The sequence below is a fragment of the Altibacter sp. HG106 genome (assembly GCF_028561755.1).
Lineage (GTDB): Bacteria > Bacteroidota > Bacteroidia > Flavobacteriales > Flavobacteriaceae > DFVG01.
Genome location: NZ_JAQQTD010000002.1, coordinates 209,827 through 234,021 on the forward strand (window position 1 = coordinate 209,827; position 24,195 = coordinate 234,021).

Annotated in this window: 22 protein-coding genes; 9 read left to right on the plus strand and 13 right to left on the minus strand. The window is 44.3% G+C overall.

What is annotated here, in order from left to right:
• Nucleotides 1-152 precede the first annotated feature (152 nt).
• The 4 genes from PO830_RS03750 to PO830_RS03765 are packed head-to-tail and all read left to right on the plus strand — an operon-like array spanning nucleotide 153 to nucleotide 4,967.
• Nucleotides 153-1,550: an arginine decarboxylase gene (locus PO830_RS03750; RefSeq protein WP_272852189.1), complete on the plus strand. Its 1,398-nt coding sequence runs from the start codon at nucleotides 153-155 to the stop codon at nucleotides 1,548-1,550.
• Nucleotides 1,540-2,475 carry an agmatinase gene (gene speB, locus PO830_RS03755; protein WP_272852190.1) on the plus strand — a complete coding sequence of 312 codons (936 nt, stop codon included), beginning with the start codon at nucleotides 1,540-1,542 and terminating at the stop codon, nucleotides 2,473-2,475. Before PO830_RS03750 ends, speB begins: the two co-directional genes overlap by 11 nt.
• Nucleotides 2,465-3,442, plus strand: a complete 978-nt coding sequence (locus PO830_RS03760) for a deoxyhypusine synthase family protein (RefSeq protein WP_272852191.1) — start codon at nucleotides 2,465-2,467, stop codon at nucleotides 3,440-3,442. The genes speB and PO830_RS03760 overlap by 11 nt, the downstream gene beginning before the upstream one ends.
• Before the next feature lies 1 nt (nucleotide 3,443).
• Nucleotides 3,444-4,967 carry a bifunctional GNAT family N-acetyltransferase/carbon-nitrogen hydrolase family protein gene (locus PO830_RS03765; RefSeq protein WP_272852192.1) on the plus strand — a complete coding sequence of 508 codons (1,524 nt, stop codon included), beginning with the start codon at nucleotides 3,444-3,446 and terminating at the stop codon, nucleotides 4,965-4,967.
• A gap of 60 nt (nucleotides 4,968-5,027) precedes the next feature.
• Here the strand turns inward: PO830_RS03765 and PO830_RS03770 are convergent, their stop codons facing one another.
• From PO830_RS03770 to PO830_RS03780, 3 genes are read right to left on the minus strand one after another with little or no spacing between them, the layout of a single operon-like run.
• The gene (locus PO830_RS03770; protein ID WP_272852193.1) at nucleotides 5,028-6,134 is read right to left on the minus strand and encodes a hypothetical protein; all 1,107 of its coding nucleotides are present in this window, start codon (nucleotides 6,132-6,134) and stop codon (nucleotides 5,028-5,030) included.
• A 22-nt stretch (nucleotides 6,135-6,156) separates the two neighbouring features.
• On the minus strand, nucleotides 6,157-7,530 hold the full coding sequence (locus PO830_RS03775; protein WP_272852194.1) for a mannosyltransferase: 1,374 nt from the start codon (nucleotides 7,528-7,530) through the stop codon (nucleotides 6,157-6,159).
• Between the two features lies 1 nt (nucleotide 7,531).
• On the minus strand, nucleotides 7,532-8,641 hold the full coding sequence (locus tag PO830_RS03780; RefSeq protein WP_272852195.1) for a TolB family protein: 1,110 nt from the start codon (nucleotides 8,639-8,641) through the stop codon (nucleotides 7,532-7,534).
• Nucleotides 8,642-8,673: 32 nt separating this feature from the next.
• Here PO830_RS03780 and PO830_RS03785 point away from each other — a divergent pair, with 32 nt between their 5' ends.
• Nucleotides 8,674-9,906, plus strand: a complete 1,233-nt coding sequence (locus PO830_RS03785; RefSeq protein WP_272852196.1) for a M28 family peptidase — start codon at nucleotides 8,674-8,676, stop codon at nucleotides 9,904-9,906.
• A gap of 29 nt (nucleotides 9,907-9,935) precedes the next feature.
• Here PO830_RS03785 and PO830_RS03790 read toward each other — a convergent pair whose 3' ends face one another.
• From PO830_RS03790 to PO830_RS03805, 4 genes are read right to left on the minus strand one after another with little or no spacing between them, the layout of a single operon-like run.
• Entirely contained in the window at nucleotides 9,936-11,429 is a 1,494-nt protein-coding gene (locus tag PO830_RS03790; RefSeq protein ID WP_272852197.1) for a cellulose synthase family protein, read from the minus strand.
• Nucleotides 11,426-12,127 (minus strand): glycosyltransferase family 2 protein, encoded by a 702-nt coding sequence (locus PO830_RS03795; RefSeq protein WP_272852198.1) that lies wholly within the window; start codon nucleotides 12,125-12,127, stop codon nucleotides 11,426-11,428. The genes PO830_RS03790 and PO830_RS03795 overlap by 4 nt, the downstream gene beginning before the upstream one ends.
• A 29-nt stretch (nucleotides 12,128-12,156) precedes the next feature.
• Complete coding sequence (locus tag PO830_RS03800) at nucleotides 12,157-14,052, minus strand: 4Fe-4S binding protein (protein ID WP_272852199.1); 1,896 nt, start codon at nucleotides 14,050-14,052, stop codon at nucleotides 12,157-12,159.
• Between the two features lies 1 nt (nucleotide 14,053).
• Entirely contained in the window at nucleotides 14,054-15,358 is a 1,305-nt protein-coding gene (locus PO830_RS03805) for an NAD(P)/FAD-dependent oxidoreductase (RefSeq protein ID WP_272852200.1), read from the minus strand.
• Nucleotides 15,359-15,493: 135 nt separating this feature from the next.
• Between PO830_RS03805 and PO830_RS03810 the strand changes: the two genes are divergently transcribed.
• From PO830_RS03810 to PO830_RS03825, 4 genes are read left to right on the plus strand one after another with little or no spacing between them, the layout of a single operon-like run.
• Nucleotides 15,494-16,207: a DUF547 domain-containing protein gene (locus tag PO830_RS03810; protein WP_272852201.1), complete on the plus strand. Its 714-nt coding sequence runs from the start codon at nucleotides 15,494-15,496 to the stop codon at nucleotides 16,205-16,207.
• Nucleotides 16,208-16,249: 42 nt separating this feature from the next.
• The gene (locus PO830_RS03815; RefSeq protein ID WP_272852202.1) at nucleotides 16,250-17,122 is read left to right on the plus strand and encodes a hypothetical protein; all 873 of its coding nucleotides are present in this window, start codon (nucleotides 16,250-16,252) and stop codon (nucleotides 17,120-17,122) included.
• A 56-nt stretch (nucleotides 17,123-17,178) separates the two neighbouring features.
• Nucleotides 17,179-18,183, plus strand: a complete 1,005-nt coding sequence (locus PO830_RS03820) for a glycoside hydrolase family 113 (protein ID WP_272852203.1) — start codon at nucleotides 17,179-17,181, stop codon at nucleotides 18,181-18,183.
• Nucleotides 18,164-19,459 (plus strand): outer membrane protein assembly factor, encoded by a 1,296-nt coding sequence (locus tag PO830_RS03825; protein WP_272852204.1) that lies wholly within the window; start codon nucleotides 18,164-18,166, stop codon nucleotides 19,457-19,459. Before PO830_RS03820 ends, PO830_RS03825 begins: the two co-directional genes overlap by 20 nt.
• A gap of 3 nt (nucleotides 19,460-19,462) precedes the next feature.
• On the opposite strand, the gene PO830_RS03830 is transcribed toward PO830_RS03825, so the two are convergent.
• The 6 genes from PO830_RS03830 to PO830_RS03855 all read right to left on the minus strand — a co-directional run bounded on the left by PO830_RS03830 (nucleotide 19,463) and on the right by PO830_RS03855 (nucleotide 24,189).
• Nucleotides 19,463-19,897 (minus strand): hemerythrin domain-containing protein, encoded by a 435-nt coding sequence (locus tag PO830_RS03830; protein WP_272852205.1) that lies wholly within the window; start codon nucleotides 19,895-19,897, stop codon nucleotides 19,463-19,465.
• A 65-nt stretch (nucleotides 19,898-19,962) separates the two neighbouring features.
• On the minus strand, nucleotides 19,963-20,715 hold the full coding sequence (locus PO830_RS03835; protein ID WP_272852206.1) for a TIGR04283 family arsenosugar biosynthesis glycosyltransferase: 753 nt from the start codon (nucleotides 20,713-20,715) through the stop codon (nucleotides 19,963-19,965).
• Between the two features lie 34 nt (nucleotides 20,716-20,749).
• A complete protein-coding gene (locus tag PO830_RS03840) occupies nucleotides 20,750-21,553 on the minus strand; it encodes a DUF547 domain-containing protein (RefSeq protein ID WP_272852207.1) in 804 nt (267 codons plus the stop codon).
• Between the two features lie 153 nt (nucleotides 21,554-21,706).
• Nucleotides 21,707-22,675: an arsenosugar biosynthesis arsenite methyltransferase ArsM gene (gene arsM, locus PO830_RS03845; RefSeq protein WP_272852208.1), complete on the minus strand. Its 969-nt coding sequence runs from the start codon at nucleotides 22,673-22,675 to the stop codon at nucleotides 21,707-21,709.
• An 11-nt stretch (nucleotides 22,676-22,686) separates the two neighbouring features.
• Nucleotides 22,687-23,499, minus strand: coding sequence for a purine-nucleoside phosphorylase (locus PO830_RS03850; protein ID WP_272852209.1), 813 nt, complete (start codon nucleotides 23,497-23,499; stop codon nucleotides 22,687-22,689).
• A 6-nt stretch (nucleotides 23,500-23,505) separates the two neighbouring features.
• Nucleotides 23,506-24,189: a TIGR04282 family arsenosugar biosynthesis glycosyltransferase gene (locus tag PO830_RS03855; protein WP_272852210.1), complete on the minus strand. Its 684-nt coding sequence runs from the start codon at nucleotides 24,187-24,189 to the stop codon at nucleotides 23,506-23,508.
• Nucleotides 24,190-24,195 lie beyond the last annotated feature (6 nt).

Here is a 24,195-nt window from a genome sequence, read left to right on the forward strand (position 1 = left end):
CTTCCGTTTTTCTTACAATGCCGTCAAGGGTCGTACATATATTCCAAACGACGCGCGTATTTACACCAACTTCGGTTAAAAAATTGTTATTGTTTCGTCAGTCCTACGGATTTTGATGACGAATCCCTATTTTTCTAACAAATTCTACCACTTTGAACATTACTTATAAAGATCTTATAGATCAAACGTATTTTTTTCCGCAGGAAGAATTTACGCTAGATGAGAATCATTTGCAGTTTCACGGTATCGATCTTATGCAATTGATCGAACAATACGGAGCCCCTTTAAAATTCACCTATCTTCCCAAGATTTCAGAAAATATTCAACGGGCCAAAGGTTGGTTCCAAGAAGCCATCAATAAACACAATTACAAGGGAGAGTACCACTATAGCTATTGCACGAAAAGCTCCCATTTTCAACATGTGTTGCACGAGGCGCTTACCAACAATATTCATATTGAAACGTCTTCTGCTTTTGATATTAATATCGTAGAGCGTCTGAAAAAGGCTGGCAAAATCCATCAAGATACCTTTGTGCTTTGTAACGGTTTTAAGCGGGCGCAATATGTAACCAATATTGGACGCTTGATCAATAGCGGCCACAATAATTGCATTCCCATCATCGATAATTATGAAGAAATCGACTTGCTTTCCGAAGAAATTAAAGGAGATTTTAAAATCGGAATTCGAATCGCATCCGAAGAGGAACCTAAATTCGAGTTTTATACCTCGCGACTGGGGATCGGGTACAAGAATATCGTTCCGTTCTACGAAGAACAAATAAAGAACAATGAAAAAGTGGAGCTTAAAATGCTTCATTTCTTCATCAACACAGGCATCCGTGATAACGCTTACTATTGGAACGAATTGAACAAGTGTTTGCGCGTGTATACCCGACTAAAAAAAGTGTGTCCTACTCTCGACAGCCTTAATATTGGCGGTGGCTTCCCTATTAAGAATTCCTTGGCGTTCGAGTACGATTACCCGTATATGATTGATGAGATCGTCAACCAAATCAATCTTACCTGTCAGGAAGCCGGTGTCCCGGTTCCGCATATTTTTACTGAATTCGGAAGCTTTACCGTGGGAGAGAGCGGAGGCGCGATCTATGAGGTGTTGTATCAAAAACAACAAAACGACCGTGAGAAATGGAATATGATCAACTCTTCCTTCATCACTACACTTCCCGATACCTGGGCCATTAGCAAACGATTTATTCTACTGGCTGTCAATCGTTGGAACGATGAGTACGAGCGTGTATTGTTAGGCGGCCTTACCTGCGATAGCGACGACTATTACAATAGCGAACAACATATGAACGCTATTTATTTACCAAAATACAAAAAGGAAAAACCCTTATATATAGGCTTCTTCAATACCGGGGCCTATCAAGAAACCATTGGCGGATTCGGGGGCTTACAGCACTGCTTGATCCCCTCACCAAAACATGTATTAATTAACCGTGAGGAAGATGGAACCCTCACTACATCATTATTTTCTGAACAACAAACAAGCGAGCAATTGCTCCAAATTTTAGGCTATGACAACTAAAACCTATGCAGGTATTCCACAGCAATACGCTGCGCTAGAAACTAGCAACATTGTATTAATTCCGGTTCCTTACGACGGAACCAGCACCTGGCAAAAAGGAGCCGATAAAGGTCCTCAGGCCTTTTTGGAGGCTTCTGAGAATATGGAACTTTACGACATCGAAACACAAACCGAAGTCTATAAGCAAGGCATTCATCTCGCCGAACCCATTACCGAGAACAGTTCTCCTGAAGCCATGGTAGCAGCGGTGCACAAGCGTGTCAAGGAATTGATCTTACGTAATAAATTTGTCACCATTTTTGGAGGAGAGCACAGCATTTCCATTGGGACTATTCGGGCCTTTAATGAATGTTTTGAAGACCTTACCGTCCTGCACATCGACGCCCACGCCGATCTTCGGAAAGAATACGAAGGTTCTACCTGCAATCACGCATGTGCCGTATACGAAGCGAGCCAACAGACGAACTTGATCCAAGTAGGGATTCGCAGCATGGATGTTTCTGAAACAACGGTCATGGACGAAGATAAAACGTGGTTCGCGCACGACATGGCAAGTGACGAATACTGGATGGACAATGTGATCGAAGCTTTAGGCGATAAAGTATTTATCACCTTCGATTTAGATGCGTTCGATCCTTCTATCATGCCGTCTACCGGAACGCCAGAACCAGGCGGACTGTTATGGTACGAAACGCTTGAGTTTTTACGCCGTGTGTTTGAAGAGCGCGATGTCGTTGGTTTTGATATCGTAGAATTATGTCCCGATGCTTCGGAAAAGTCATCCGACTTCCTCGCGGCAAAGTTGTATTACAAAATGCTTTCCTATAAGTTTGAAGGATACGACGAAGAGGAAGCCTACGAAAGTGACTTCCAGGAAGCGAAGAAAAGCATTTCAAAATTTAACGATACCCATCATGACGACTAAGAAAGGAGCCATTTCAGAATTTATTCAAAAGTACTATCTTCATTTCAACGCGGCGGCATTAGTAGACGCGGCCAAAGGCTACGAGGCACAGCTAGAAAGCAACGCAAAAATGCTGGTATCCCTGGCCGGTGCCATGAGTACTGCCGAACTTGGTAAGATTTTTTCCGAAATGATCCGACAGGACAAGGTGCATATCGTCTCCTGTACGGGTGCCAATTTGGAGGAAGATATCATGAACTTGGTCGCGCATTCCCACTACAAACGCGTTCCCGAATATCGCGATTTAACACCTCAGCAGGAATGGGAGTTGCTAGAAAACGGACTCAATCGGGTAACCGATACCTGTATTCCTGAAGAGGAGGCGTTCCGAAGACTGCAAAAGCATATCGTAAAAATTTGGAAGGATGCTGAGGCCAAAGGAGAACGCTACTTCCCACACGAATTTATGTACAAGATGTTATTGAGCGGCGTGCTGGAAGAATATTATGAAATCGACTTAAAAGATTCCTGGATGTACGCTGCCGCGGAAAAAAATCTTCCGATGGTCGTGCCGGGATGGGAAGACAGCACCATGGGGAATATTTTTGCCAGCTACGTCTTGAAAGGCGAATTGAAGGCGTCTACCATGAAAAGCGGTATAGAATACATGACGTTCCTAGCCGATTGGTATACCGATAATTCAGAAAATGGTATTGGTTTCTTCCAAATAGGAGGAGGTATCGCTGGTGACTTTCCGATTTGTGTTGTGCCTATGTTGTACCAAGATATGGAACGAGAAGACACCCCATTTTGGAGCTATTTCTGCCAGATTTCCGATTCTACCACGAGCTATGGAAGTTATTCGGGAGCGGTTCCGAATGAAAAAATCACCTGGGGAAAATTAGACATCAACACACCAAAGTTCATTATCGAAAGCGATGCCACTATCGTCGCGCCGTTGATCTTTGCTTACTTGCTAGACATGTAAGATGGAGCAGCCTATCGAAAACATCGAATTATTCTATCTAACGCTGGAAGATTTTGAAGCGTTAAAAGAAGCCAATATTCAATCGTATGGCGCTATGCCCAATTCGTACTGGAAGATCGAAGAGATCGATAGGTTGGTTAAATTATTTCCGGAAGGTCAGGTCATTATCAAAGTAGATGGAAATATTGCAGGATGTGCCCTGTCTGTTATCGTAGATTACGATGCTATCGAAGACCAGCATACCTATGATGATATTACGGCAGACCCAGATTTTAAGATTCACGATGAAGAAGGGGATGTGCTCTACGGAATTGATGTGTTTATCCATCCCGATTATCGCGGATTACGACTGGGACGAAGATTATATGACTACCGAAAGGAGTTATGCGAACAGTTGAATTTGAAAGGAATCGTATTTGGCGGTAGAATTCCTAACTATCACAAATATTCCGATCAATTGAGTCCGAAACAATACATCGATAAGGTCCGTCAAAAAGAACTTGAAGATCCGGTACTCAACTTTCAATTGTCAAATGACTTCCATCCGGTGCGTATCTTAAAGGATTATTTGGAAGGCGATAAAGCTTCGGAAGAATTCGCGGTCTTGATGGAATGGGATAATATCTACTATTCCAAGCCTACTAAAAAACCGGCGAGCGTCAAAAGTGTGGTGCGGTTGGGGTTGATTCAATGGCAAATGCGACCCTATGAGAATTTGGAAACCTTACTACATCAAGCCGAATACTTTATTGACAGTGTAGCGGGATACCGAAGTGATTTTGCGTTGTTTCCTGAGTTTTTCAATGCTCCGTTGATGGCGAGTTTTAATCATCTAAGTGAGCCGGAAGCCATTCGGAAGTTAGCCTCTTTTACGGAAGAGATCAAACAACGACTGTCGCAATTGAGTATCTCCTACAATATCAATATCATCACCGGGAGTATGCCCGAGGTGGTCAATGAAACGCTATACAATGTGGGTTATCTCTGTCGACGCGACGGAAGTGTAGAACGCTACGAGAAGATCCATGTGACGCCCGATGAGGCCAAGGTGTGGGGCATGCAGCAGGGAAGCGAACTAAAGACCTTTGAAACGGATTGCGGGAAGATCGGGATTCTCATTTGTTACGATTCTGAATTTCCGGAACTATCCAGACTGTTGGCACAAGAAGGGATGGATATTTTATTTGTGCCCTTTCTTACCGACACGCAGAATGGTTTTTCTCGTGTGAAACTTTGCGCCCAGGCAAGAGCTATCGAGAACGAATGTTATGTGGCGATTGCGGGAAGCGTAGGGAATTTACCCAATGTTCATAATATGGATATCCAATATGCACAGTCGGCGGTATTTACGCCTTGTGATTTCGCTTTTCCTAGCAATGGGATCAAAGCGGAAGCTACGCCAAATACCGAGATGATTTTAGTGGCCGATGTGGATATCGACCTACTGCGCGAGTTACACAATTTTGGAGCGGTACGAAACCTAAAGGATCGACGCGACGATTTTTACGAAGTGAAAAGAGTGTAATTCATCAAACAAACTCAGTAAAAAAGCCTGCTCATACGCAGGCTTTTTTATGTCGTGAGTTTACTCACATTCATCTGCTCTGATCGTTATATCGATCACACTAAATTCACTGGTATCGGGATCTGTTTTCCTCACATAAAGTATTTGAGGATTACTCGTATTTTGATAGGGAACAGCGGTGTCTATCGCATTTTCGTTGTTTTCCGCGTCAGCGATTAGCTCGTGAAATGAATAGGTAAAATCTACGCTTTCCTCGGTATCATCTGGTACTGGAGCTGTGATAATGTCAATGCAGTTGAGGTAGCTTTCCAAATCAAATTCGGCTACATTAGGGGTGTCCGGCAGTTCGCATTCGACGTAGGTGAGGGTGTCACAATAGGCATCTTCATCGCACTCTTGCACTAAATAATAGACGGCTCCATCAGAGTCATTTAATATAAAACGAGTGCCTTCTTCATCACTGATGAGCGTCGTTTCCCAATCTCGATTCCAGAAAGAGCCGAGTTCCTCGTTTTCAAGGGCGATGTTTAAATGGAGCTTGTTTTCGATATAGTAGAAAACCCAACTACTTTGATTGGCTAAACCTCGGTAATAGTATATATTGATTCCGGTTTCGTAATCTGAGAAAACAGAGTTTTCATAGATAAAGGGAGGCTCTGTTTCTTCCGCCATCACGATCCAACCACACTTTTCGAGTGCAATGTCCTCGCAACTTCCAATGACGGCATCTTGAATGATATTTATACATTCACTTAACGATTCTTCTAGCGCTTCTTTGTTTTCTACGACAAACTCCGTTCCGTCGTCAAGACGCGCCATGATGGGAAAGCTGAGATTGATATAGTTGCCTTCCGGAATGGAAAGCAGCAGGTTGAGCAACTGCTCTTCGTCATTCACAATACGTTGATCCAATCGATTTCCTTCCGCGTCGTATTCCACAATTGTGAACGGAAAAATAAATTCGATACATACCAAATCGCTTTCCGTAGGAGTAGTAATGGTTTCCATCATGGAAAAGGTTTCGGAAGATTCTGCAATCAACTCGTCTGTATCTACTAGTTCAGGAAATGTTTCCACGGCAATAGTGTCATCACGATCAACAGCACAGGAACTTAGTACAAAACAGCATAATAGGGTAACATAAAGGGATGTAAGTGGTAATTTCATAGCAACTAATTTTTTTAGTAGTCTATGAGCGCCCTAAAGGGTTGCGTGAGGAGGTATTTTTTTCAGAAGAAAATACTTCATAGAGAAAAAATCCTATAACAATGAGGTATTCCAGGGCAACCAGCCAAAGGTTCTCATCAAAACCTGCTTCGCCATAGGCCGCATAGCTTAGCATGACGGTACCCGACCAAAGCACAGGAAATCGATATCGCGTAAAAAGGCACAGCAATAAAGGGGTCGCTACATACCAGGGGTGAACAGTGGTGGATAATAGAAAATAGCAAAACAGTCCGATGGTCATGGCAGTGAGTAGCTGTGGAATCGTTGTATTTCTTCGGAAAAAGGTGAGCACGAGTAAAAGTGCTATGACGACAAGCGGAAGGATCTTCCCAACACTTTGGATAATGTTCCAACCTACCACTTGATATCCAATCCATCTAATAATATAATAAATAGAGGCATTAAATTCGAACTTCTGAAACCAGAGTCCGATGGTCGCGGCAAAGTTTTCAATAAAGGTTTGGTTGAGAAACGGTAGAAAAGTCAATAATACCGTTCCCAGGCAAATTGCATAAAAACCTATGAGCTTCCAAAAACCTAATGCTTTTTGTGGTTTTAAAAAATACTGAAAGAATAACGGCAGCAATAATAGCGGCAGTAATTTCGTGGAAATGGATAGCCCCCAACATAGCGCGGCGAGTACCCACCGCTTATGAAACAAGCAATAAAGTCCAACTACTACAAAAAAGAGCATTACGCCTTCAAAATGTAAATTTCCGGTAAGTTCGATAATGATAAATGGGTTGAGAAAATACCAGAAAATGGTTTTCTGCGGAAGGTGTAGTTGTGTTAGTAGTTTCCTTCCGAAGTATAAAATTCCCACATCAGCAGCGATGATACAGCCACGCATTACCATGGCAGCCCCCAGCATACTCTTTCCTGAAAGCGCCGCGGCAAGCGTAAAAAACAATTGATTAACGGGTGGGTAGTTACTAAAATGACTTGCATTCAAGTCGCCCATCCCCTGGCGAAGTTCCGCAGCCTGCGAAACGGTAGTCACATCTAATTCCATAATGGTGTCCACAGAAAATAGATATGGACTCACTCCTTCCCATACCAAACGGCCGTCCCATATAAAACGATAGAAATCTTGCGACAAATTGGGAAGAGCCGGGAAGAAAATAACACGAGCAACGATACCCAATAATGCTAACAACCAAAAGGAAGTGCCATAGATTTTAATCAGTTGGTAGGTAAGATAGAAGAGTCCGCCGTAGAGCGTTAGTAACCTTATGAAATCGCTGCGCTCAAGGTGGTAGGCGAACGTATAGTAAAACACCACGCACAGCAGTCCCAATAGCAGGGGCATACGGTAGGTGGTGAGAAATGTTTTCATCTTAGTCTACCCATTCTGCTATAAAAAGGTTGGTGTCGCGTGTTCCCCCGTTATTTCGGTTGGAAGAGAAGGCAAGATACTTTCCGTCATTACTAAAGACCGGGAACGCGTCAAAGGTCTCTCCATGAGTGATGCGCTTCAGGTTTTTTCCATCAATATCGATCATATACAGATTGAAGGGAAATCCACGTTCGGCTTCATAATTGCTTGAAAACAAAATCTTTTCGCCACTAGGGTGGAAAAACGGACTCCAATTTGCATTACCTAAGTTGGTGAGTTGTTTCAGGTTGCTTCCGTCGGCATCGCAGATAAACAACTCCATTTCGGTAGGTTGCACCAAGCCTTCTGCTAACAAATCTTTGTATTCTTTAATGGCTTCAGGCGTTTTCGGACGAGAAGCACGGAAAATGATCTTACTGCCATCAGGAGAAAAGAAGGCACCTCCGTCATACCCTAATTCGTCGGTAATCTGAGTGACCTCACTACCGTCAATATTCATGGTATACAATTCTAAATCTCCGCTTCGGGTACTGGTAAAGACAATCTTATCGCCTTGTGGAGAAACGGTAGCCTCGGCATCATATCCCGGGCGGTCGGTAAGTTGTCCGGTAATCGTTCCGTCCAAATCGGCTACGAAGATGTCGAAGCTATCGTACACCGGCCATACATAACGACCATTTTTCCGAAGGGGAACCTCAGGACAAGCCTCGTCAGCAAGATGTGTTGAGGCGTAAACGATGTGTTGGTTGTCGGGTAAAAAATACGCGCAGGTGGTGCGTCCTTTTCCGGTGCTCACCATAGGCGGTTGTTGGTCTTTAAACGTTTCTCCCGCATCCATCAAAAACATTTGATCACACCCAACACCCCATTCTGAATAATTAGATTGGAAAATAAGTTGCTGGTCGTCAAAACTCCAATACGCCTCTGCATTATCGCCTCCAAAGGTAACTTGACGAATGTTCTTAAAGTGAATTTCTTCCGGATAGATCAAAGAATCCACGGTAGATGCTGTGGGTGTCGCTGTGGTTTCTGAAGGGGGTACATTCTTGGTTTTCTGGTCGTTACAAGCGGTTATAAGACAAATACCAAGAAGGAGGAAAAATACTCTCATTTTTTACATTAATTTTGAACAAAAATAATGATATGCGATTTCTTGTAATAGTTTTTTTTGGAGTAATCTTTATCGGGTGTAATGAAACGGCTCCCGAACCGGTGAGCATGAAAGAAGATGTGATGGCCTTGGCAAGTGACGCCCTAAATGGCCGAGCTACCGGTACGCAAGGCGAAGATGCCGCAGCCGAGTATCTGGTGAAGCGGTTTGAATCGCTAGGATTGCTTCCGAAGGGTTACCAAAATACCTACCTGCAAGAGTTTACCTTTAGACCTTCACAAAACCCGCATGAAAAAGCTGAATTCACAGGATTAGCTTCCGATAGCACCACCACAGGTACCAATGTGATCGCCTATATAGACAATGAGGCCACTTCCACTGTGGTCATTGGAGCACATTACGATCACCTGGGATTGGGCGGAGAAGGGTCGCTGTATCGAGAAGGACAGGCCATTCATAATGGTGCCGACGATAACGCGAGTGGCGTAGCGATCTTGTTACGATTAGCGGAAACCTTGCAGCAAAAGGAATTTGGTAATCAAAACTATTTATTTATTGCTTTTTCAGGAGAAGAATTAGGCTTGCTAGGATCCAATTATTTTGTAAAAAACCCAACCATCGATCTATCGTCGGTTTCCTATATGATCAATATGGACATGGTCGGTCGCCTTAATGAAGAGCGTACCCTGGCAGTGCATGGAGTAGGAACGTCCCCAACCTTTAAGCAAACCTTGTTCGCTAATAATGAGTACGACCTCAATATCGCCGAACACGAAAGTGGCGTAGGACCTAGCGATCACACTTCCTTTTACTTGATGGATATTCCGGTGCTTCATTTCTTTACCGGGCAACATGAAGATTATCACAAACCCAGTGACGATGCCGACAAGTTAAATTACGAAGGCATGGAAGCGATCTACAGCTATATCAGAAGCATCGTAAACGATCTTCAGGATGAAGACAAATTAGCATTCCGAAAAACAAAGAATGAAAGCGAAGAAGTCCCTCGATTTAAGGTGGCTTTAGGCGTTGTTCCCGATTACTTGTTTACGGGAGAAGGCATGCGCATCGATGGCGTGAGTGAAGATAAACCTGCCCAATTAGCCGGTCTGAAAAAAGGCGACGTCGTCGTTCAATTGGGCGAGCACCCCGTGACCGATATGATGAGCTATATGAAGGCCTTGTCGAAATTTGAAAAAGGTCAGGAGACCACCGTGCAGGTACAGCGAGCATCCGATACCTTGACGGTTTCCATCACTTTTTAAACGGTTTGTCCTTCGGAAAGGGTGGAAGCTCACGCTTTGGACGTAAGGCTTTTGAAGAAGACAAAGCCAAACCCAACGAAAAGCATGAAATGAAACGGAAAAAGACCGAAGTCTCCCCCTTGGTCGCCCACGATAAAAGCAGAATACATTCCGAAGGCGAAATAGACCATCAACAATCCCTCTACAAAGACTCTGGGAGAGATCTTTTCTTTTAGGTATTTATTGCCCTTCCAACTATCACGAATGCTGTTAATATTGAACTTGGGCGTTCTAATAAATTCACTTTTCTTCCCAAGATGACCCTCAATCACCGCAATACTATTGTGTAGTGAAAAGCCCATGGCAATAGAGAAAAAGGTAAAGAACATGCCTGTATACCGTAAAAAATTGCGCATGCCGCCACCGTAAATACTTTTGAAAGAGAACCAATAGCAGATAAAAAAGATGACTGTGCTAATCACAAAAAAGCTCATCACAAAGAAGTACATTTTTAAATGCTCGTATTCATTTTTGATGTACAACATGGGAATGCTGAGAATCGCTACCACCAAAATGTTCAGAAACATGGTGCTATTCAATAAGTGAATAATGCTGTGGAGCTTTGTTTTAAAAGGAATGTGTTGATTCGACAATACTTTCTTTGCCATTTTCTGAAAGTTCTCCGCGCCCCCTTTATTCCATCGAAATTGTTGGGAACGTGCGGCGCTAATCACCACCGGAAGCTCGGCCGGAGTTTCCACTTCTTCCAAATATTTAAATTGCCACTGCTTTAACTGCGCGCGATAACTCAGATCCAGGTCTTCAGTAAGCGTATCTCCTTCCCAGTTTCCGGCATCTTCGATACAGGTTTTTCGCCAGATACCGGCGGTTCCGTTGAAGTTGATAAAATGGCCACGACTGTTGCGGCCTACTTGTTCTAAAGTGAAATGGGCATCTAAGGCAAATGCCTGAACGCGGGTGAGCAACGAATAGTTTTTGTTGAGGTGGCCCCATCGCGTTTGAACGACCCCGATCTTTTCGTTTTTGAAATACGGAATGGTTCGCAATAGCCAGTTTTTCTTCGGAAGAAAATCGGCGTCAAAGATGGCGATATATTCGCCCTGAGCCGTTTTTAAGCCTTCCTTGAGCGCGCCCGCCTTAAAGCCAGTCCGATCGGTACGGGTAATATGTTTGATATTGACACCCTTTGCCTGCAAGCGTTCAATGTGAGCTGCGGTTTGCTGAAGCGATTCATCAGTAGAATCATCTAAAACTTGTATTTCAAGTTTGTTGGAAGGATATTCCAGTTGCGCAATATTATTCAACAATCGCTCCATTACGTAGAGTTCGTTATAGACAGGGAGCTGTACCGTTACAAAAGGGGTTTCCTCTGGGTTTTTTAGATCGAATTGGGGTTCGGTAGAGCGGCTATTCTTGCGCGCCCGGAGGTAATTGAAGAGCAAATTGAGTTGGGCCAACGCGTAGAAAAAAATCAACAGAAGCGCGATCGAATAAATGGCAATTATGAGGGTTTCTACGATCATTTTTTGAGGCTGTATTTAAAGATCCATCCCAGTATCTTCACGCCGGCAAATATAGCACCTTTTACGGTACCCGACACTTTGGAAACGCCAATTCTATTGCGGTACGGAACCGGAATCTCTCCATATCGCAATCCTTTTTTTAAGGCTTTCAATTGCATTTCAACCGTCCATCCATAGGTTTTATCTTCCATATTCAATTTTCGTAATGATTCGTACCGAATCGCGCGAAAGGGTCCTAAATCAGTAAAGCGCGACCCAAAAAATACGCGCATTAAAAAGGTAGCCAAACTATTTCCGAAGCGCTGCGGAAAGGTCATAGCGCCTGCCTCTCGCAAGTTCGCCACTCTGGCTCCAACCATTAAATCCTTTGCACCGGAAATGATAGGAGCAACCAGCGGCGTTAGATATTCCGGGTAGTCACTATAATCGCCATCGAGAAAAACAACAATGTCGGGCGCAAGAGAGTGGTCGGAAATATAGCGCATACCTTTCAAGCAAGCGTATCCATACCCCTTTTGGTTTTCACGAACAACAATGGCGCCCGCTTTTGCCGCGACCTCACCGGTGCCGTCGGTAGAGCCATTGTCGACAACGATCGTATGGGAAACTTCCGCAGGGATCTCTCGAAGCACCAGGGCAATACTTTCCGCTTCATTAAAGGCTGGGATAATAACTACGATGCGAGGGGGGCGAGACATGAATTCTTAAATTTTCCGCGCAAGGTACATTAATTGAGATGATTCATAAGATCGACGTCGGTTCCTAACAACACGTCTTTTCCTTCTATTCGTCCCTTACGAGGCCCGTTTTCTAGTTTTAATACTCCTCTCGGACACACAGCAGAGCAGATACCACAGCCCACACAACTAGAACGCACAATATTCTCTCCTTTTTGGGCGTAGGCCCGAACATCGATGCCCATTTCGCAGTAGGTAGAACAGTTTCCGCAGGAAATACATTGTCCGCCGTTCGTCGTAATTCGAAAACGCGAAAACAAGCGCTGCTGAAACCCAAGAATGGCTGCCATGGGGCACCCAAACCGACACCAAACCCGACTTCCGAAGATGGGATAAAACCCTACTCCAATCACACCACTAAACATCGCCCCAATCAAAAACCCATACCCTTTTCGCAATTGATAGGCATCAAAAAAGAAAAGCTTCCAGGGAGTGCTCACGTAGGTGAAAAGGAGAATGCTGATAACAATCACGAAATATCCAATGGCTCCATACCTCGCATCTTTAGCGAGTTGTTCTCTTCGGAATAGCATCACCCAAGCAAAAATTAAGGTGAGTAGCCCAATTACAAACCAGATAAAAAACTCTTTTGAGATCCACAGATTATCAAAAAAAGAAACGGAGGTGCCTTCAGAAACCGTTACGCGTGTTGTTTCGGGACCGTCTAGAATAAAGGTAGCCGTCGCCCCTTGACGCACATTCTCAAGGGCCTCTCTATTTTCAATTTCCGAAATTACATAGAACGGAATGGCAATACCTTGGGTGTTAGATAAGCTCGGAGGTGTTTCCGAAGCTTCCGAATTAATAAAATACACTGCCGACGCTTTAGCATCTTGAGCGCTGCGTACACGTTCGTGCAATGGACGCCCGTCAAGCGCACTGATGAAGACCGTATGGTTCTCCAGTGGACTGTACTCTGAGAGGGATTCCGATTCATTTTGTCTGAGGTATGAAAACACCACGGCGGTCGTCATTACCGTGACAAATACCACCACGCTATGCACCACCCATCGTTCTACTTTCCAGGCTCCCGTGCTTTTGTCAGATAAATGTCTAAACGGATCTCCCGCGGTTTCTGCGAGTCCGCCACAACCACACACCCAACTGCAATACCATCGCTTTCCGTATTTGTAGGTAAGAATTGGGGTGATCACGAAAACGGAAACAATTCCGAAGATCAACATGATAAGTCCGATAGTACCAGCGCTTATAAATTCGTCAATTTTATAGCCTGCGAAGAGTTCGTAGTTTAAGGGCCAGATATTCTTAAAATCATAATAGGGAAGTTGCAACGCCACTAAGAATTCAGGAATTAAAAAAGCAAAGGACAATTGAAAGAACATCACCGAAAAGGTTCGGATAATCTCATACCGATTGTGACGGTACTTGTAAATAAATTTTATCCCGAAGGTAAGAATAGCCAGGGTATACAGCGTTCCGTAGACAAACCACTGGGAAGCTGGGTTGCCACTGATGAAGCGGCTCAACGGATCGAACAAGGCGATAAGTCCTTTATTGTCACCTTCGTTTACAAGCCCTAAATACTGTGGAAACCAGTAGAGGGCCACATAAAAAAGGGTAAGGGCAATCCCCAACACCCAGGCCCAGAAGCCCCGGGAGGAGAGCGATTTAAAATAGACTCCGTGATTCTTGATCCCTGCATGCTCATTGAGATAGGCGGCGCGCGCAAAGAGGATAACACCTGTGGCCATGAGAAGCAGGGAGCTGGTGAGCCAAATCGCTTTTTGAGGCAACGAGAGATTCATTAAAAATAGCGCGAGGATTCCCAGACCGATGAGTCCGATAACCGTGGCGATTTTTTGTTGTAGGTTGATGCTTTTTGGGGGTTGTCCGGTAAGCGACAGGTCGCGTTGAAAGGTGCTCATATTAGGCGGTTAAGGTAGCATTGGTTAGAAACTCTTGTTGAATTAAAGTGTAATACTGAGTATAAAATTCAGGGTCAAAATTTGCCTGAGACAGTTTTTGAATCACATAGTCCACCGATCGTTTTTCTTCAAGCCATCGGTTGAATACTTCATGTCGCATGCGTATACCAAAGGTGTTGATGCCTAAAAAAGCACGAGAAGCTTTGTGATACGCCAGCGTGATACATATTTCTTTATCGGGATTTTTCCAATGAAAATGAGTTTCTTCCTCAGCTTTCTTTTTTTCTGAAAAGACCCAACCGTAGGTTTGATATTCGATATCAAAAAATTTCGCGGAATTAAACCAATGTCCGGGTGAATACGCAGTGGAATTTCCGCATAATGTCTGTGCCACCGTTTTTCCCATAATTCTCCCGGTGTACCACACCGCCTCCACAGGAGGACGCTTCCCTATGGGTTGGCGCTGTTGCGCACAATCGCCAATGGCGTACACCTCTGGGATGTTGGTTTCTAAATATTCATTGACCAAAATTCCCCGATCGATTTCAATGCGACTGTCTGATAAAAAGGCAATATTTGGGGTAACACCCGTGGCGATGCCTACCAGATCACAAGGAATCTCGACACCCTCTTTGGTGATTACGGCGCGTACGTTTCCATCGGCATCGCCAAGAATTTCACGCAATTCAGTATTGTGTTGCAAGTCCACCCCATGCGAAGCGATATGGGCAGAGAGCATGGTGGCTTCCGGTTGCGGAAGGACACCGGTCCAAAAGGCGTTTTCACGTACCAGAAAACTCACTTCTATGTCGCGCGTGCGCAGCATCTCGGCTAGTTCTACCCCTATGAGGCCGCCTCCCACAATCACCGCTCTTCGACACTTTTCCTTGTTAGGCGCAATTTTTTCAAGCGCTTCCAGGTCTTGTTTGGTAACCAAGCCTTGAACTCCATTAAGGTGTTGTCCCGGCCAATCAAACATTCGCGTAGAAGAGCCGGTAGCCAAGATCAATTTATCGTACGATAAGGGTTCGTTGTTTTTGAGATGAAGCTGTTTGGTTTCGGTATTAACGCTTGTTACATAGTCTTGTAGTAGATCAATGCTATTTTTTTTCCAAAAACCAGCTTCATAGGGCTCAATGTCTTTCCAGCGCATATGTCCCATATAAACATACATCAGGGCGGTGCGAGAAAAAAAGTGGGCCGCTTCCGAAGAAACAATAGTAATTTTCTTATCGCTCAATTTCCGGATATGCCGGGCAGCGGTGATACCAGAAATTCCGTTTCCAATAATGACTACGTGCTCCATATAATAGTTGTAATTGACGGTTATGTCGAACAACAAGGTACAAACATTACAGCATTTCTACGGAAGAAATAAAAAAAGTGTCTCCGTGTAAGGACTTTTAGATTGAAAAGACAGAAGGGGTCTAAACAGTACGATATGAAACGCCTCTACTTACTAGCTGTATTAATAGTAGTGCCTTCACTGCTGAAGGCCCAAGAACTAGATAGGTTTTTCGATGAAGCCGATGCATTTTTCGCCTCCTATGTGAGTGAGGGGCGTGTTGATTATGCATCCCTTCACGAACAGCCGAAGCCCTTAAACGACCTTGTGAAACAATTAGAGGGGGTTCGAGTAGACGTTAGGAACATTGATGAATATAAGGCGTTTTGGATTAACGCTTATAATGTACTGGTAATAAAGGGTGTTGTAAATCACTACCCCATTGCCTCTCCGCTTGACACGAATGGATTCTTCGATCGAATCAAGTATTCGGTGGGAGGTGCCAACCTCACGCTAAACGATATTGAGAACAAAAAACTACGAGCAGTATTTGACGATGCTCGGATCCATTTTGTCTTGGTGTGTGGAGCTAAAGGTTGCCCTCCTTTGATCGCTTCGGCCTACCGGCCCGAAACCTTAAACAAACAGTTAACACGGCAAACACGTTTGGCATTGAACAATGAGCAATTTATTAGAGTGGCTAAGAATAAGGTGGCGGTTTCAGAAATCTTTACATGGTACCGGGAAGACTTCCTGAGTGCGCAGAAGACAGTACTCGATTATATAAACACCTACCGGAATCAACCTATTTCGAGCGATAGTAAGCTTGAATATTATTCCTACGATTGGCGTTTGAACGCGCAAAAGTGATCTCAAAACATTTTCATAAGGAACAACAAAAATACAACCCGTATGCACTGTAATAGACTGTTTCGATTGACCGTTCTATTTTTGATACTCGCTCCCGCGCTACAGGCACAAGAGGAAGTGGAAGGCTCTGTAATTCAAACACTCACGCCTTCTAAATTGATTGGTAAAGGACAATGGGACCTTAAATGGTTCAACAATCTATACACTCAAAATAAAAGTACTTTTTCGGAAGGTACTGAGCCTCGCGAAACATTTTTCACGTCGACCTTAGAAGGGTTTACCGGAATGGACACCAAACGACGTTGGAATTTGGGGTTGATCTTAGAGTTTAGAAGCAATGTAGTGGCCAACCGAAACGCACTTGATGTCTTTGCCTTCGACGGAGAACGAGGAACCGCCCGAAGTGGATTTACCAGTATTGCGCCTGCCGTTAAGTTTGTTCCCTTTAACAATGTAGGGAACTTCTCCATTCAAAGTGCATTCTTCTTTCCGTTGGTCGATAACGAAACCGAGGAAGGTGTCTTTTTAGACCAAAATGGTTACCTCTGGCAAAATCGATTGTTTTACGACCACACCTTTCCGGGAAACCATTTTCAATTGTTTACAGAATTAAATACAGAACTAAACTTCGGGCCGCAAGCCAATAGTTTTGCCAATGATAGCCTCCGACTAACCCCTGGTCTGTTCTTTAGCTACTTTCCGTCTGCCAGTTTTACGGTGCTTGCCTTGGTGCAACACTCACAACTCATTAATATCAACAATAATTTTTCCCAAGATTTTACGGCGGTTGGAGGAGGAGCAAAATATCAGCTTACAAAAGAACTGAATCTTGAACTCTTGTACACACAATTTGTGCGTGGTACCAACACGGGCTTGGGCAAGACTTTTAACCTGGGCCTTAGAGCGGTGTTCTAAAAACAGATGGTTGTGATAAAACGTAAGTATTTTGCGTATTTTTCAGTAAAAAACAAATGAGGATATTTCACATAGTATGGATTATCGTGGTACTATCTGCGTGTCAGGCACAACATAAAAAGATCAATGGCATGAGTCTGGTGGCCTCCAGAGATACGCTTTCCGAAGTGCAGCTACGACCGCTGTTAGCAACACAAACGAACTTTGTTTCGATCATGCCGTTCGGTTTTGTAAGAGATATTACTGCTCCGAACATTTATTTCAATACCAACCGGCAATGGTATGGGGAAACTGTGGAGGGTGTCGCGCAATATATAGAGATTGCGCATTCCCATGGGCTGCAAGTGATGTTGAAACCACAGATTTGGATTATGAACGGGGTCTATACCGGGCACATGAAAATGACAACCGAGGCCGATTGGCAGCTGTTGGAAACAACCTATCGCGATTTTATTATGACCTTCGGAAAGGTCGCTGCGGAAAATGAAGTGGCCCTTTTTTGTATTGGCACCGAGTTACAACGCTTTATCGAGCATCGCCCGGAATTTTGGAAGGAGCTCATCGCCGAAGTGAAGTTGATCTATCCCGGAAAATTAACGTACGCAGCCAATTGGGATGAGTACGATTCGTTTCCATTTTGGGAAGAACTCGATTACATTGGAGTAGATGCCTACTTTCCCATTTCCGAAGCAAAAACACCTACGCTGGCCCAGGCAAAGGCCGGTTGGGCACCTTGGGTAAAGGAACTGAAACACGTTTCCCAACGCCATGATACCCCCGTTTTGTTTACCGAATTTGGCTATCGAAGTAGAGATTTTGCGGGTAAAGAGCCTTGGCAGAGCGAACGAACCGAAAAGGATGTGAATATGGAAGCTCAAGTGAATCTGCTTCAGGGCTTATACGAGTCGGTATGGCAAGAACCATGGATGCACGGAGGTTTTTTGTGGAAGTGGTTTCTTGCCCATGATCGAGTGGGTGGAGTAGAAAATACCATGTTCACCCCTCAAAACAAGCCGGCCGAAAAACTACTCAAGGACTTTTATGACATACCGGAAGAGTAGGGAAGAAGATGGTATACCGAATCTGAGAACATCATTGGTGGTAGTGATGTGTTTCATTTCCGCACTTTCCTACGCACAGAACATCGCTGAAATCCGATTTGAAAACCTAAAGAAAACCAAGCCCTCTTTCGTTCAAAGACTTGTTGAAGTAGCGCCCGGAAAACCATTGGACAGCACTTTGCTGGAACGAGATATGGTGCAACTCATCCGGCTACCGGGAATCGCGCACGCTGCGTACGAAACACAGCGTAACGAGGATGGAACCTATCTTGTTATCTATCGCTTTGAGGAGAACTTTACCTTACTTCCTACGGCCAATATATGGACTACCGATAACGATGAGTTTGCCTACAAGATTGGATTGTATGAGTTCAACGGACTAGGAAGAAATATTTCTTTCGGTGGATTTTACCAAAACGATATTTTTAGTAGTTGGGGGGTAAATTTTAGAGCGCCGTTCTTATTTGCAGCGCATTGGGGGTTGGCCGCCAACTATCAGGATCTAACGACCCAAGAGCCTGTTTTTTTGGACGCCCGCACCGCCAATTATCGTTATAACAACACCTCTTACGAGCTATTAGGATTGTACCGTTTTAACTTACAACATCGGTTGGAGGCGGGCGCGAGTTTTTTTACGGAAACCTATGAATATTTGGAAGGAGCGACACGTCCCGATGTTCCTACCAACCTGGAAGTAGATAAATTTTTGCTGAAGGGGATCTACGAATATAATACCGTGAAACGGTTTTATTACTTGGTAGATGGCTTCAAAAGCACTGTGAATCTACAGTATGTCAATAGTTCAGATAAGGCACTACCAGATTTCTTCTTGGGGTTTGCAGACCTTACCTATTATCGACAATTTGGAGTAACTGGTAATTGGGCCTCACGTTTGCGGTTGGGGATAGCGACCAACTCGGATACACCCTTTGCGCCTTTTGCTGTAGACAATAACCTCAACATTCGCGGGGTGGGAAATACTATCGATAGAGGAACAGCAGCTATCGTACTGAATACCGAGTATCGTCATACCCTCTTCGAAAAGAACTGGTTCGTGTTGCAGGGGAACGCCTTTGTGGATGCCGGAAGTTGGCGAAATCCGGGAGGAGATCTCAGTGATTTTGGAGATAATCAAAACCTTCGTATTTACCCCGGTTTAGGTCTGCGATTCATCCATAAGCGAATATTCAACACGGTATTTCGTGTCGATTATGGGATGGGAATAACCAAAGACGCGACCCAAGGGTTCGTTATCGGAATTGGCCAGTACTTTTAGAAATTACCGATTGGATTTCATGGCTTCCAAATAGTCTTTAGCGAGCGCTGTTTTTTGAGCTTCGCTAAATACTTTTCCGGATAACTGAAAAAAGGTTTTTTCCTCATCCTCCAAGTGGTGCTCCACTTTTTCACAAAGTTGCTTGGCGTAGGTTAACCAAGCAGGAGAGTCCATATCGGTATCGTCTATTTTTTCGATCAGCTCATCCATTTCATGATGCTCTGCAATCCCATGGCGGGCGTGCTCTTGCATCATATCATTATCGATGAGTGGAGAATAAAAGTGGCGCTCTTCGGCGTCTGCATGTATTTGAAGTTCGTGTTTGAGTTGCTCCCACATCTCCTTGCGTCCTTTAGAGTCGCCAGAAGTAGAAGTTACCAAACGACATAGTTCTCGTTGTTTGTCATGATCCTTTCGGATGGCTTCATAAATATTCATGGTTGGTAATTTTCGTTCAAATTACAACCAATATTTCAGCGGCCGTGTTTAAGAAATCCTAAAGTTTACTTATCGAATATCGCTTCTACCGTCATCGGTGTTTTGTCTAACTCCTGACTTTTAATATGCTTGCAATAGTAGCCGTAAAGCTCTTCCGGGGTGGCGCCAAGCGCTTTTTTGAGGTAGATCATGTAGAAATGGTATTGCAGCGTAGCGATTCCTTTCTCTCTGTACAAGCGCGCTGATGTAGTCAACCAATAGGGTAAGACGGTAAAAGAACCGTGCGCATACAATTGATTGATAAAGATGATATCTTCATAAATGATATACTCTTCATTAAAGCCGCCAATCGTATCAAACAAAGATTGTGTAACAAAGATACTCTGGTCGCCACCCCGACAGGCGCGCCAATTGAATCGTGTTAACCAGCCCGCTAGTTGTAACCAAGGATGTTGGCTGTCGAAACGCATTCGAAAGCAACCCGCTTGATCTCCGGTGGCAACAGCTTTCAGAATGTGAGCGTCAAAATGAAGGGGCGGATAGGAGTCTACGTGAAGGAAATAGAGCACTTCGGCTTCAGCCACTTTCGCACCGGTATTCATTTGTCGGGCACGTCCCTTTTCCGAAGACATCACCTGTATGGGAATGATTGATGTTTCAACTACGGATGTGGCTAGGGCTTTGGTATCATCGGTACTGTTGCCATCTACCACAATGATCTCACGAATGTGCTGTGACGATCCGGCAGTGGTAAGATAGCGCAAAATAGGGGCAATGCGCTGCGCTTCGTTATAAACGGGAATGATGATACTGATCATTGGGTAAACTTACGAAAATTAACCTAGGAAGGTTTTATTTTTGCTCATTCAAAGACCAATCGTATTCTTTGTACATGAGTTCTACCCTTGGATTGATCTCCACGGTGCTATACTGATTGATAAATCGAATCACATCGGTTCTATCATCTACCGTATAATCATTTTTGTACCACTTAAAAATCGAACTCACTTTGGGCTTGTTCGCTGTAATATCATTTTTGTCGCTATTGATAAATTCTGAAGTGGCCCGGTCCAATTGCTCGTTGATGGTTGCTGCCGTATAAGCTTCTCGGAGGAGTTTGGGACACGACATCGACGCGCAATTGATGGCGAAGTGGATACGAGGTTCGTCCATTTTTCGAAGGATACCATTTTCAATACCCCCTAATGATAGCTCGCGGTTTCCTACAGGAACAATTCCTTTGGTCCAGGCACCGTCAATATCTTTAATGCTTTCTAAAGGATAGTTGTCAAGAATGAGGTCTACGGTATAAGCGTTATATAAATTGATGTAATACGCCAGTAGTTCTTGCACACTCCAATCGTTAGAAGGATCGTAAGACGATAACTCTTGTAGATATGCGTTGAGCGCAGCACGATCTGCCTTCATGCCTTGATAGTCTACGAGTCCATTGGCGTCTACGTGTTTCTTTAACAGGGTGTCCCAGGCGCTGTGATCTACATTGATGGCCGAGTTGGCCGTAGATGAGGTAAGCGTTCCATCTACCTTTTTAGTAGGTTGTCCCTGACTGGTAATGCCGGCGGCGGAAAGTAAATTGCAGCTTTGAAGGGTGAGGGCTATTGCGATGGTCAGTAACGGTAGTTTGATGCATTTCATACATGAGTGTTTTAAGAATATACGTAGTCGGAAACAATATAGATTCCTTATACCAATTCCTTAAAGATACTTGCTTCAGAAAGGTGAACCGCGGTACTTAACAGGGTTTAGGAGTGTTTTAGCAAAAATTTAGCGTACTATGAGGTGCCGTTGTTAGCAACAGCCCCCTCCATCGTAATGATAGGTGCTTTCACTAATGTAAATATCATCACGCCCTAATTGTTGTAAGGCATTGGCCGTTTTATCGCAAATGGCCAGCGGTTGATTTTTTAGCAATACATGTCCTTTGCTATCGTCAAAATAATCTTCTGTTCCGTAATAAATAGCCGCTTTTCCGGTAAAGATGCACGGGCCATCTTCGGGCATAGGATCTTTAATGGCAGCCACCTCAATTGATTCAATGTAGATCAATTCCTCGGTGGGGTAGTGTTTTGGGTCTAAAATACGATAGGGTTTGCGCGCTCGTATTTCTATGGTTCCGAAGCCAACGTCGGTTAGTGCTTTCACATACTCTTTGATGGGCAGGCTTCCGCTGAGACATAAAGCGCGTAAACGGTCGTCATTTCGAAGTGCTTCATTCATGGGCTGTTCACAGGTTGGATCACTCATCACGAGTCGGCCATGCGGTTTCAACACACGGTACATTTCTTCAATCGCACGTTTGAGGTCGTCTTCTTTGAAGATATTGAACAAACAATTTTGAGCTGCCACATCAATCGTATTGTCGGCTACCGGAAGATGCAAGGCATCTCCTTTTTTCAAGGATACGAAGTCACTTGAAAACCACGGATTCTGTGCTTCCGCTTCCATAAAATTTTTGCGTGAAGCTTCCAACATCTCATCGACCACATCAACACCAATGACACCTTCTTTTTGTCTGCTGAAATAGGCAAATTGCAACAACTCCATTCCGCCGCCCACGCCAACATAAAGCACCTTAGGGTTGTTGGTAAGGTCCCGAGCATGTACGGTGCTTCCGCAGCCATAATTCATCTCCTGCATGATTTTTGGAATTTTGAGGCCGGGTAGCTCCCAGATAGGGTTGGTCGTACAGCAGAGTCCGACATCCGGCGTCAAAGCCGCATCTTTATATACGTTGTGGGTGGTTTCTAAGTAGCTCATTAAAAGGGTGCTTACAATTGTTTTATTAATTCAGTAAAAAGCGTGATCATATGGGGTTCTGCCTTGGCGGCCATTGCCATGATATCGGCAATGTCTACAGGTTCTAAATTGTCGGGGTCGCATTCGTCGGTTAGTACCGATACAGCGGCGACGGGAAGCTGTAAGTGATTGGCCACAATGATCTCAGGAACGGTGCTCATGCCTACGGCATCGGCACCAATAATCTTCAAATAACGATATTCTGCGCGGGTCTCCAATTGCGGTCCCACCACACTGGCATAGACTCCTTTGTGTAGTGTGATGTCGTGTTCGTTGGCAATCGCTTCAATAGTTTCGTTCATGTTGGGGTCGTAGGGTGCACTCATGTCTACAAATCGTTGCCCAAGTCGCTCTACACCCTTAAACGCCAACGGCGATCCACCCTGCAAGTTGATGTGATCATCAATAAGCATAATTTCTCCTTTCTTAAAGGAAAGATTGATGGCGCCACTCGCGTTGCTTACCAGTAATTTTTCAATGCCCAGCTTATGCATTACGCGTACCGGAAAGGTGACATCCCGAAATGAATATCCTTCGTACAAATGAAAACGACCTTGCATTAAGATCACTTTTTTTCCGGCGAGGGTTCCGAAGATCAACTTTCCCTGGTGGAATTCAACCGTGGCGGTTGGAAAGTAGGGAATGTGGTTGTAGCTCATTTCAGCTTCAATTGCTACTTCTTCCAGGATCTGGCCAAGACCAGTACCCAGTATGATACCAATTTGAGGGTTTCCAAAGCCGCGTTCTTGCAGAAATGCGACCGATTCGTTTATGTATTTATCCATATTTCGTTACCTAAAAGTGTTGTCTAAGTGGTCCGGAAGCAAATGTTGTAAGGCTTCCAAATGCCGAATGTCGCTAAAATAATCAATATCGTTTCGTTCGTCTAAGAGCGTCAGCTTTTTATTGTTGAGGTCGGCTAACGTGGCTTTTAGCACGGTATCGGTACCCCAATCCTTCTCTTTAAAAAGTTTCGGAAGCAACTGCTTCATCCCGAGCAGGTAGTATCCCCCATCAGTAGCGGGTCCCAAGACTACTTCCGCGCTGTCTAAGGCGGTAAAAGCGTTGGATAGATCGCGCTCACCAAGATCATACATATCGCTTCCAATGATGATCACTTTTTCATAGCCCACGCTAAAAAGCCCTTCAAACGCATCCAGCATGCGCGCTCCCAGATCGGTTCCTTGCTGTGCTTTTTTTCGATATACGTGTTCCGACCAAATATCGTTTTCACGCACCTTTTCGGAATAAAACACATATTTATCTACGGGTAGTTTTTGGGTGATCGAGGCCGTGTGTTTCAGCAAAAATTTATAAATCTCAAGTGCCGATTCGTCTCCTACCGTCACGGCGAGTCGGGTTTTCACTTTTCCCAACTCCGGATTTCTGGTAAAGATTACAAGGGCGCTTTTGTGCGACGGCAACCCGGCAGTATTTTGCGCGTTCGTTTCTTCTTGCATAGAGGATGATTCCATGATCGT

Coding starts and splice junctions, on each gene's coding strand:
- speB (WP_272852190.1), top strand. CDS start 1,540: ATGACAACTAAAACCTATGCAGGTATTCCACAGCAATACGCTGCGCTA.
- PO830_RS03760 (WP_272852191.1), top strand. CDS start 2,465: ATGACGACTAAGAAAGGAGCCATTTCAGAATTTATTCAAAAGTACTAT.
- PO830_RS03765 (WP_272852192.1), top strand. CDS start 3,444: ATGGAGCAGCCTATCGAAAACATCGAATTATTCTATCTAACGCTGGAA.
- PO830_RS03770 (WP_272852193.1), bottom strand. CDS start 6,134: ATGAAATTACCACTTACATCCCTTTATGTTACCCTATTATGCTGTTTT.
- PO830_RS03775 (WP_272852194.1), bottom strand. CDS start 7,530: ATGAAAACATTTCTCACCACCTACCGTATGCCCCTGCTATTGGGACTG.
- PO830_RS03780 (WP_272852195.1), bottom strand. CDS start 8,641: ATGAGAGTATTTTTCCTCCTTCTTGGTATTTGTCTTATAACCGCTTGT.
- PO830_RS03785 (WP_272852196.1), top strand. CDS start 8,674: ATGCGATTTCTTGTAATAGTTTTTTTTGGAGTAATCTTTATCGGGTGT.
- PO830_RS03790 (WP_272852197.1), bottom strand. CDS start 11,429: ATGATCGTAGAAACCCTCATAATTGCCATTTATTCGATCGCGCTTCTG.
- PO830_RS03795 (WP_272852198.1), bottom strand. CDS start 12,127: ATGTCTCGCCCCCCTCGCATCGTAGTTATTATCCCAGCCTTTAATGAA.
- PO830_RS03800 (WP_272852199.1), bottom strand. CDS start 14,052: ATGAGCACCTTTCAACGCGACCTGTCGCTTACCGGACAACCCCCAAAA.
- PO830_RS03805 (WP_272852200.1), bottom strand. CDS start 15,358: ATGGAGCACGTAGTCATTATTGGAAACGGAATTTCTGGTATCACCGCT.
- PO830_RS03810 (WP_272852201.1), top strand. CDS start 15,494: ATGAAACGCCTCTACTTACTAGCTGTATTAATAGTAGTGCCTTCACTG.
- PO830_RS03815 (WP_272852202.1), top strand. CDS start 16,250: ATGCACTGTAATAGACTGTTTCGATTGACCGTTCTATTTTTGATACTC.
- PO830_RS03820 (WP_272852203.1), top strand. CDS start 17,179: ATGAGGATATTTCACATAGTATGGATTATCGTGGTACTATCTGCGTGT.
- PO830_RS03825 (WP_272852204.1), top strand. CDS start 18,164: ATGACATACCGGAAGAGTAGGGAAGAAGATGGTATACCGAATCTGAGA.
- PO830_RS03830 (WP_272852205.1), bottom strand. CDS start 19,897: ATGAATATTTATGAAGCCATCCGAAAGGATCATGACAAACAACGAGAA.
- PO830_RS03835 (WP_272852206.1), bottom strand. CDS start 20,715: ATGATCAGTATCATCATTCCCGTTTATAACGAAGCGCAGCGCATTGCC.
- PO830_RS03840 (WP_272852207.1), bottom strand. CDS start 21,553: ATGAAATGCATCAAACTACCGTTACTGACCATCGCAATAGCCCTCACC.
- arsM (WP_272852208.1), bottom strand. CDS start 22,675: ATGAGCTACTTAGAAACCACCCACAACGTATATAAAGATGCGGCTTTG.
- PO830_RS03850 (WP_272852209.1), bottom strand. CDS start 23,499: ATGGATAAATACATAAACGAATCGGTCGCATTTCTGCAAGAACGCGGC.
- PO830_RS03855 (WP_272852210.1), bottom strand. CDS start 24,189: ATGGAATCATCCTCTATGCAAGAAGAAACGAACGCGCAAAATACTGCC.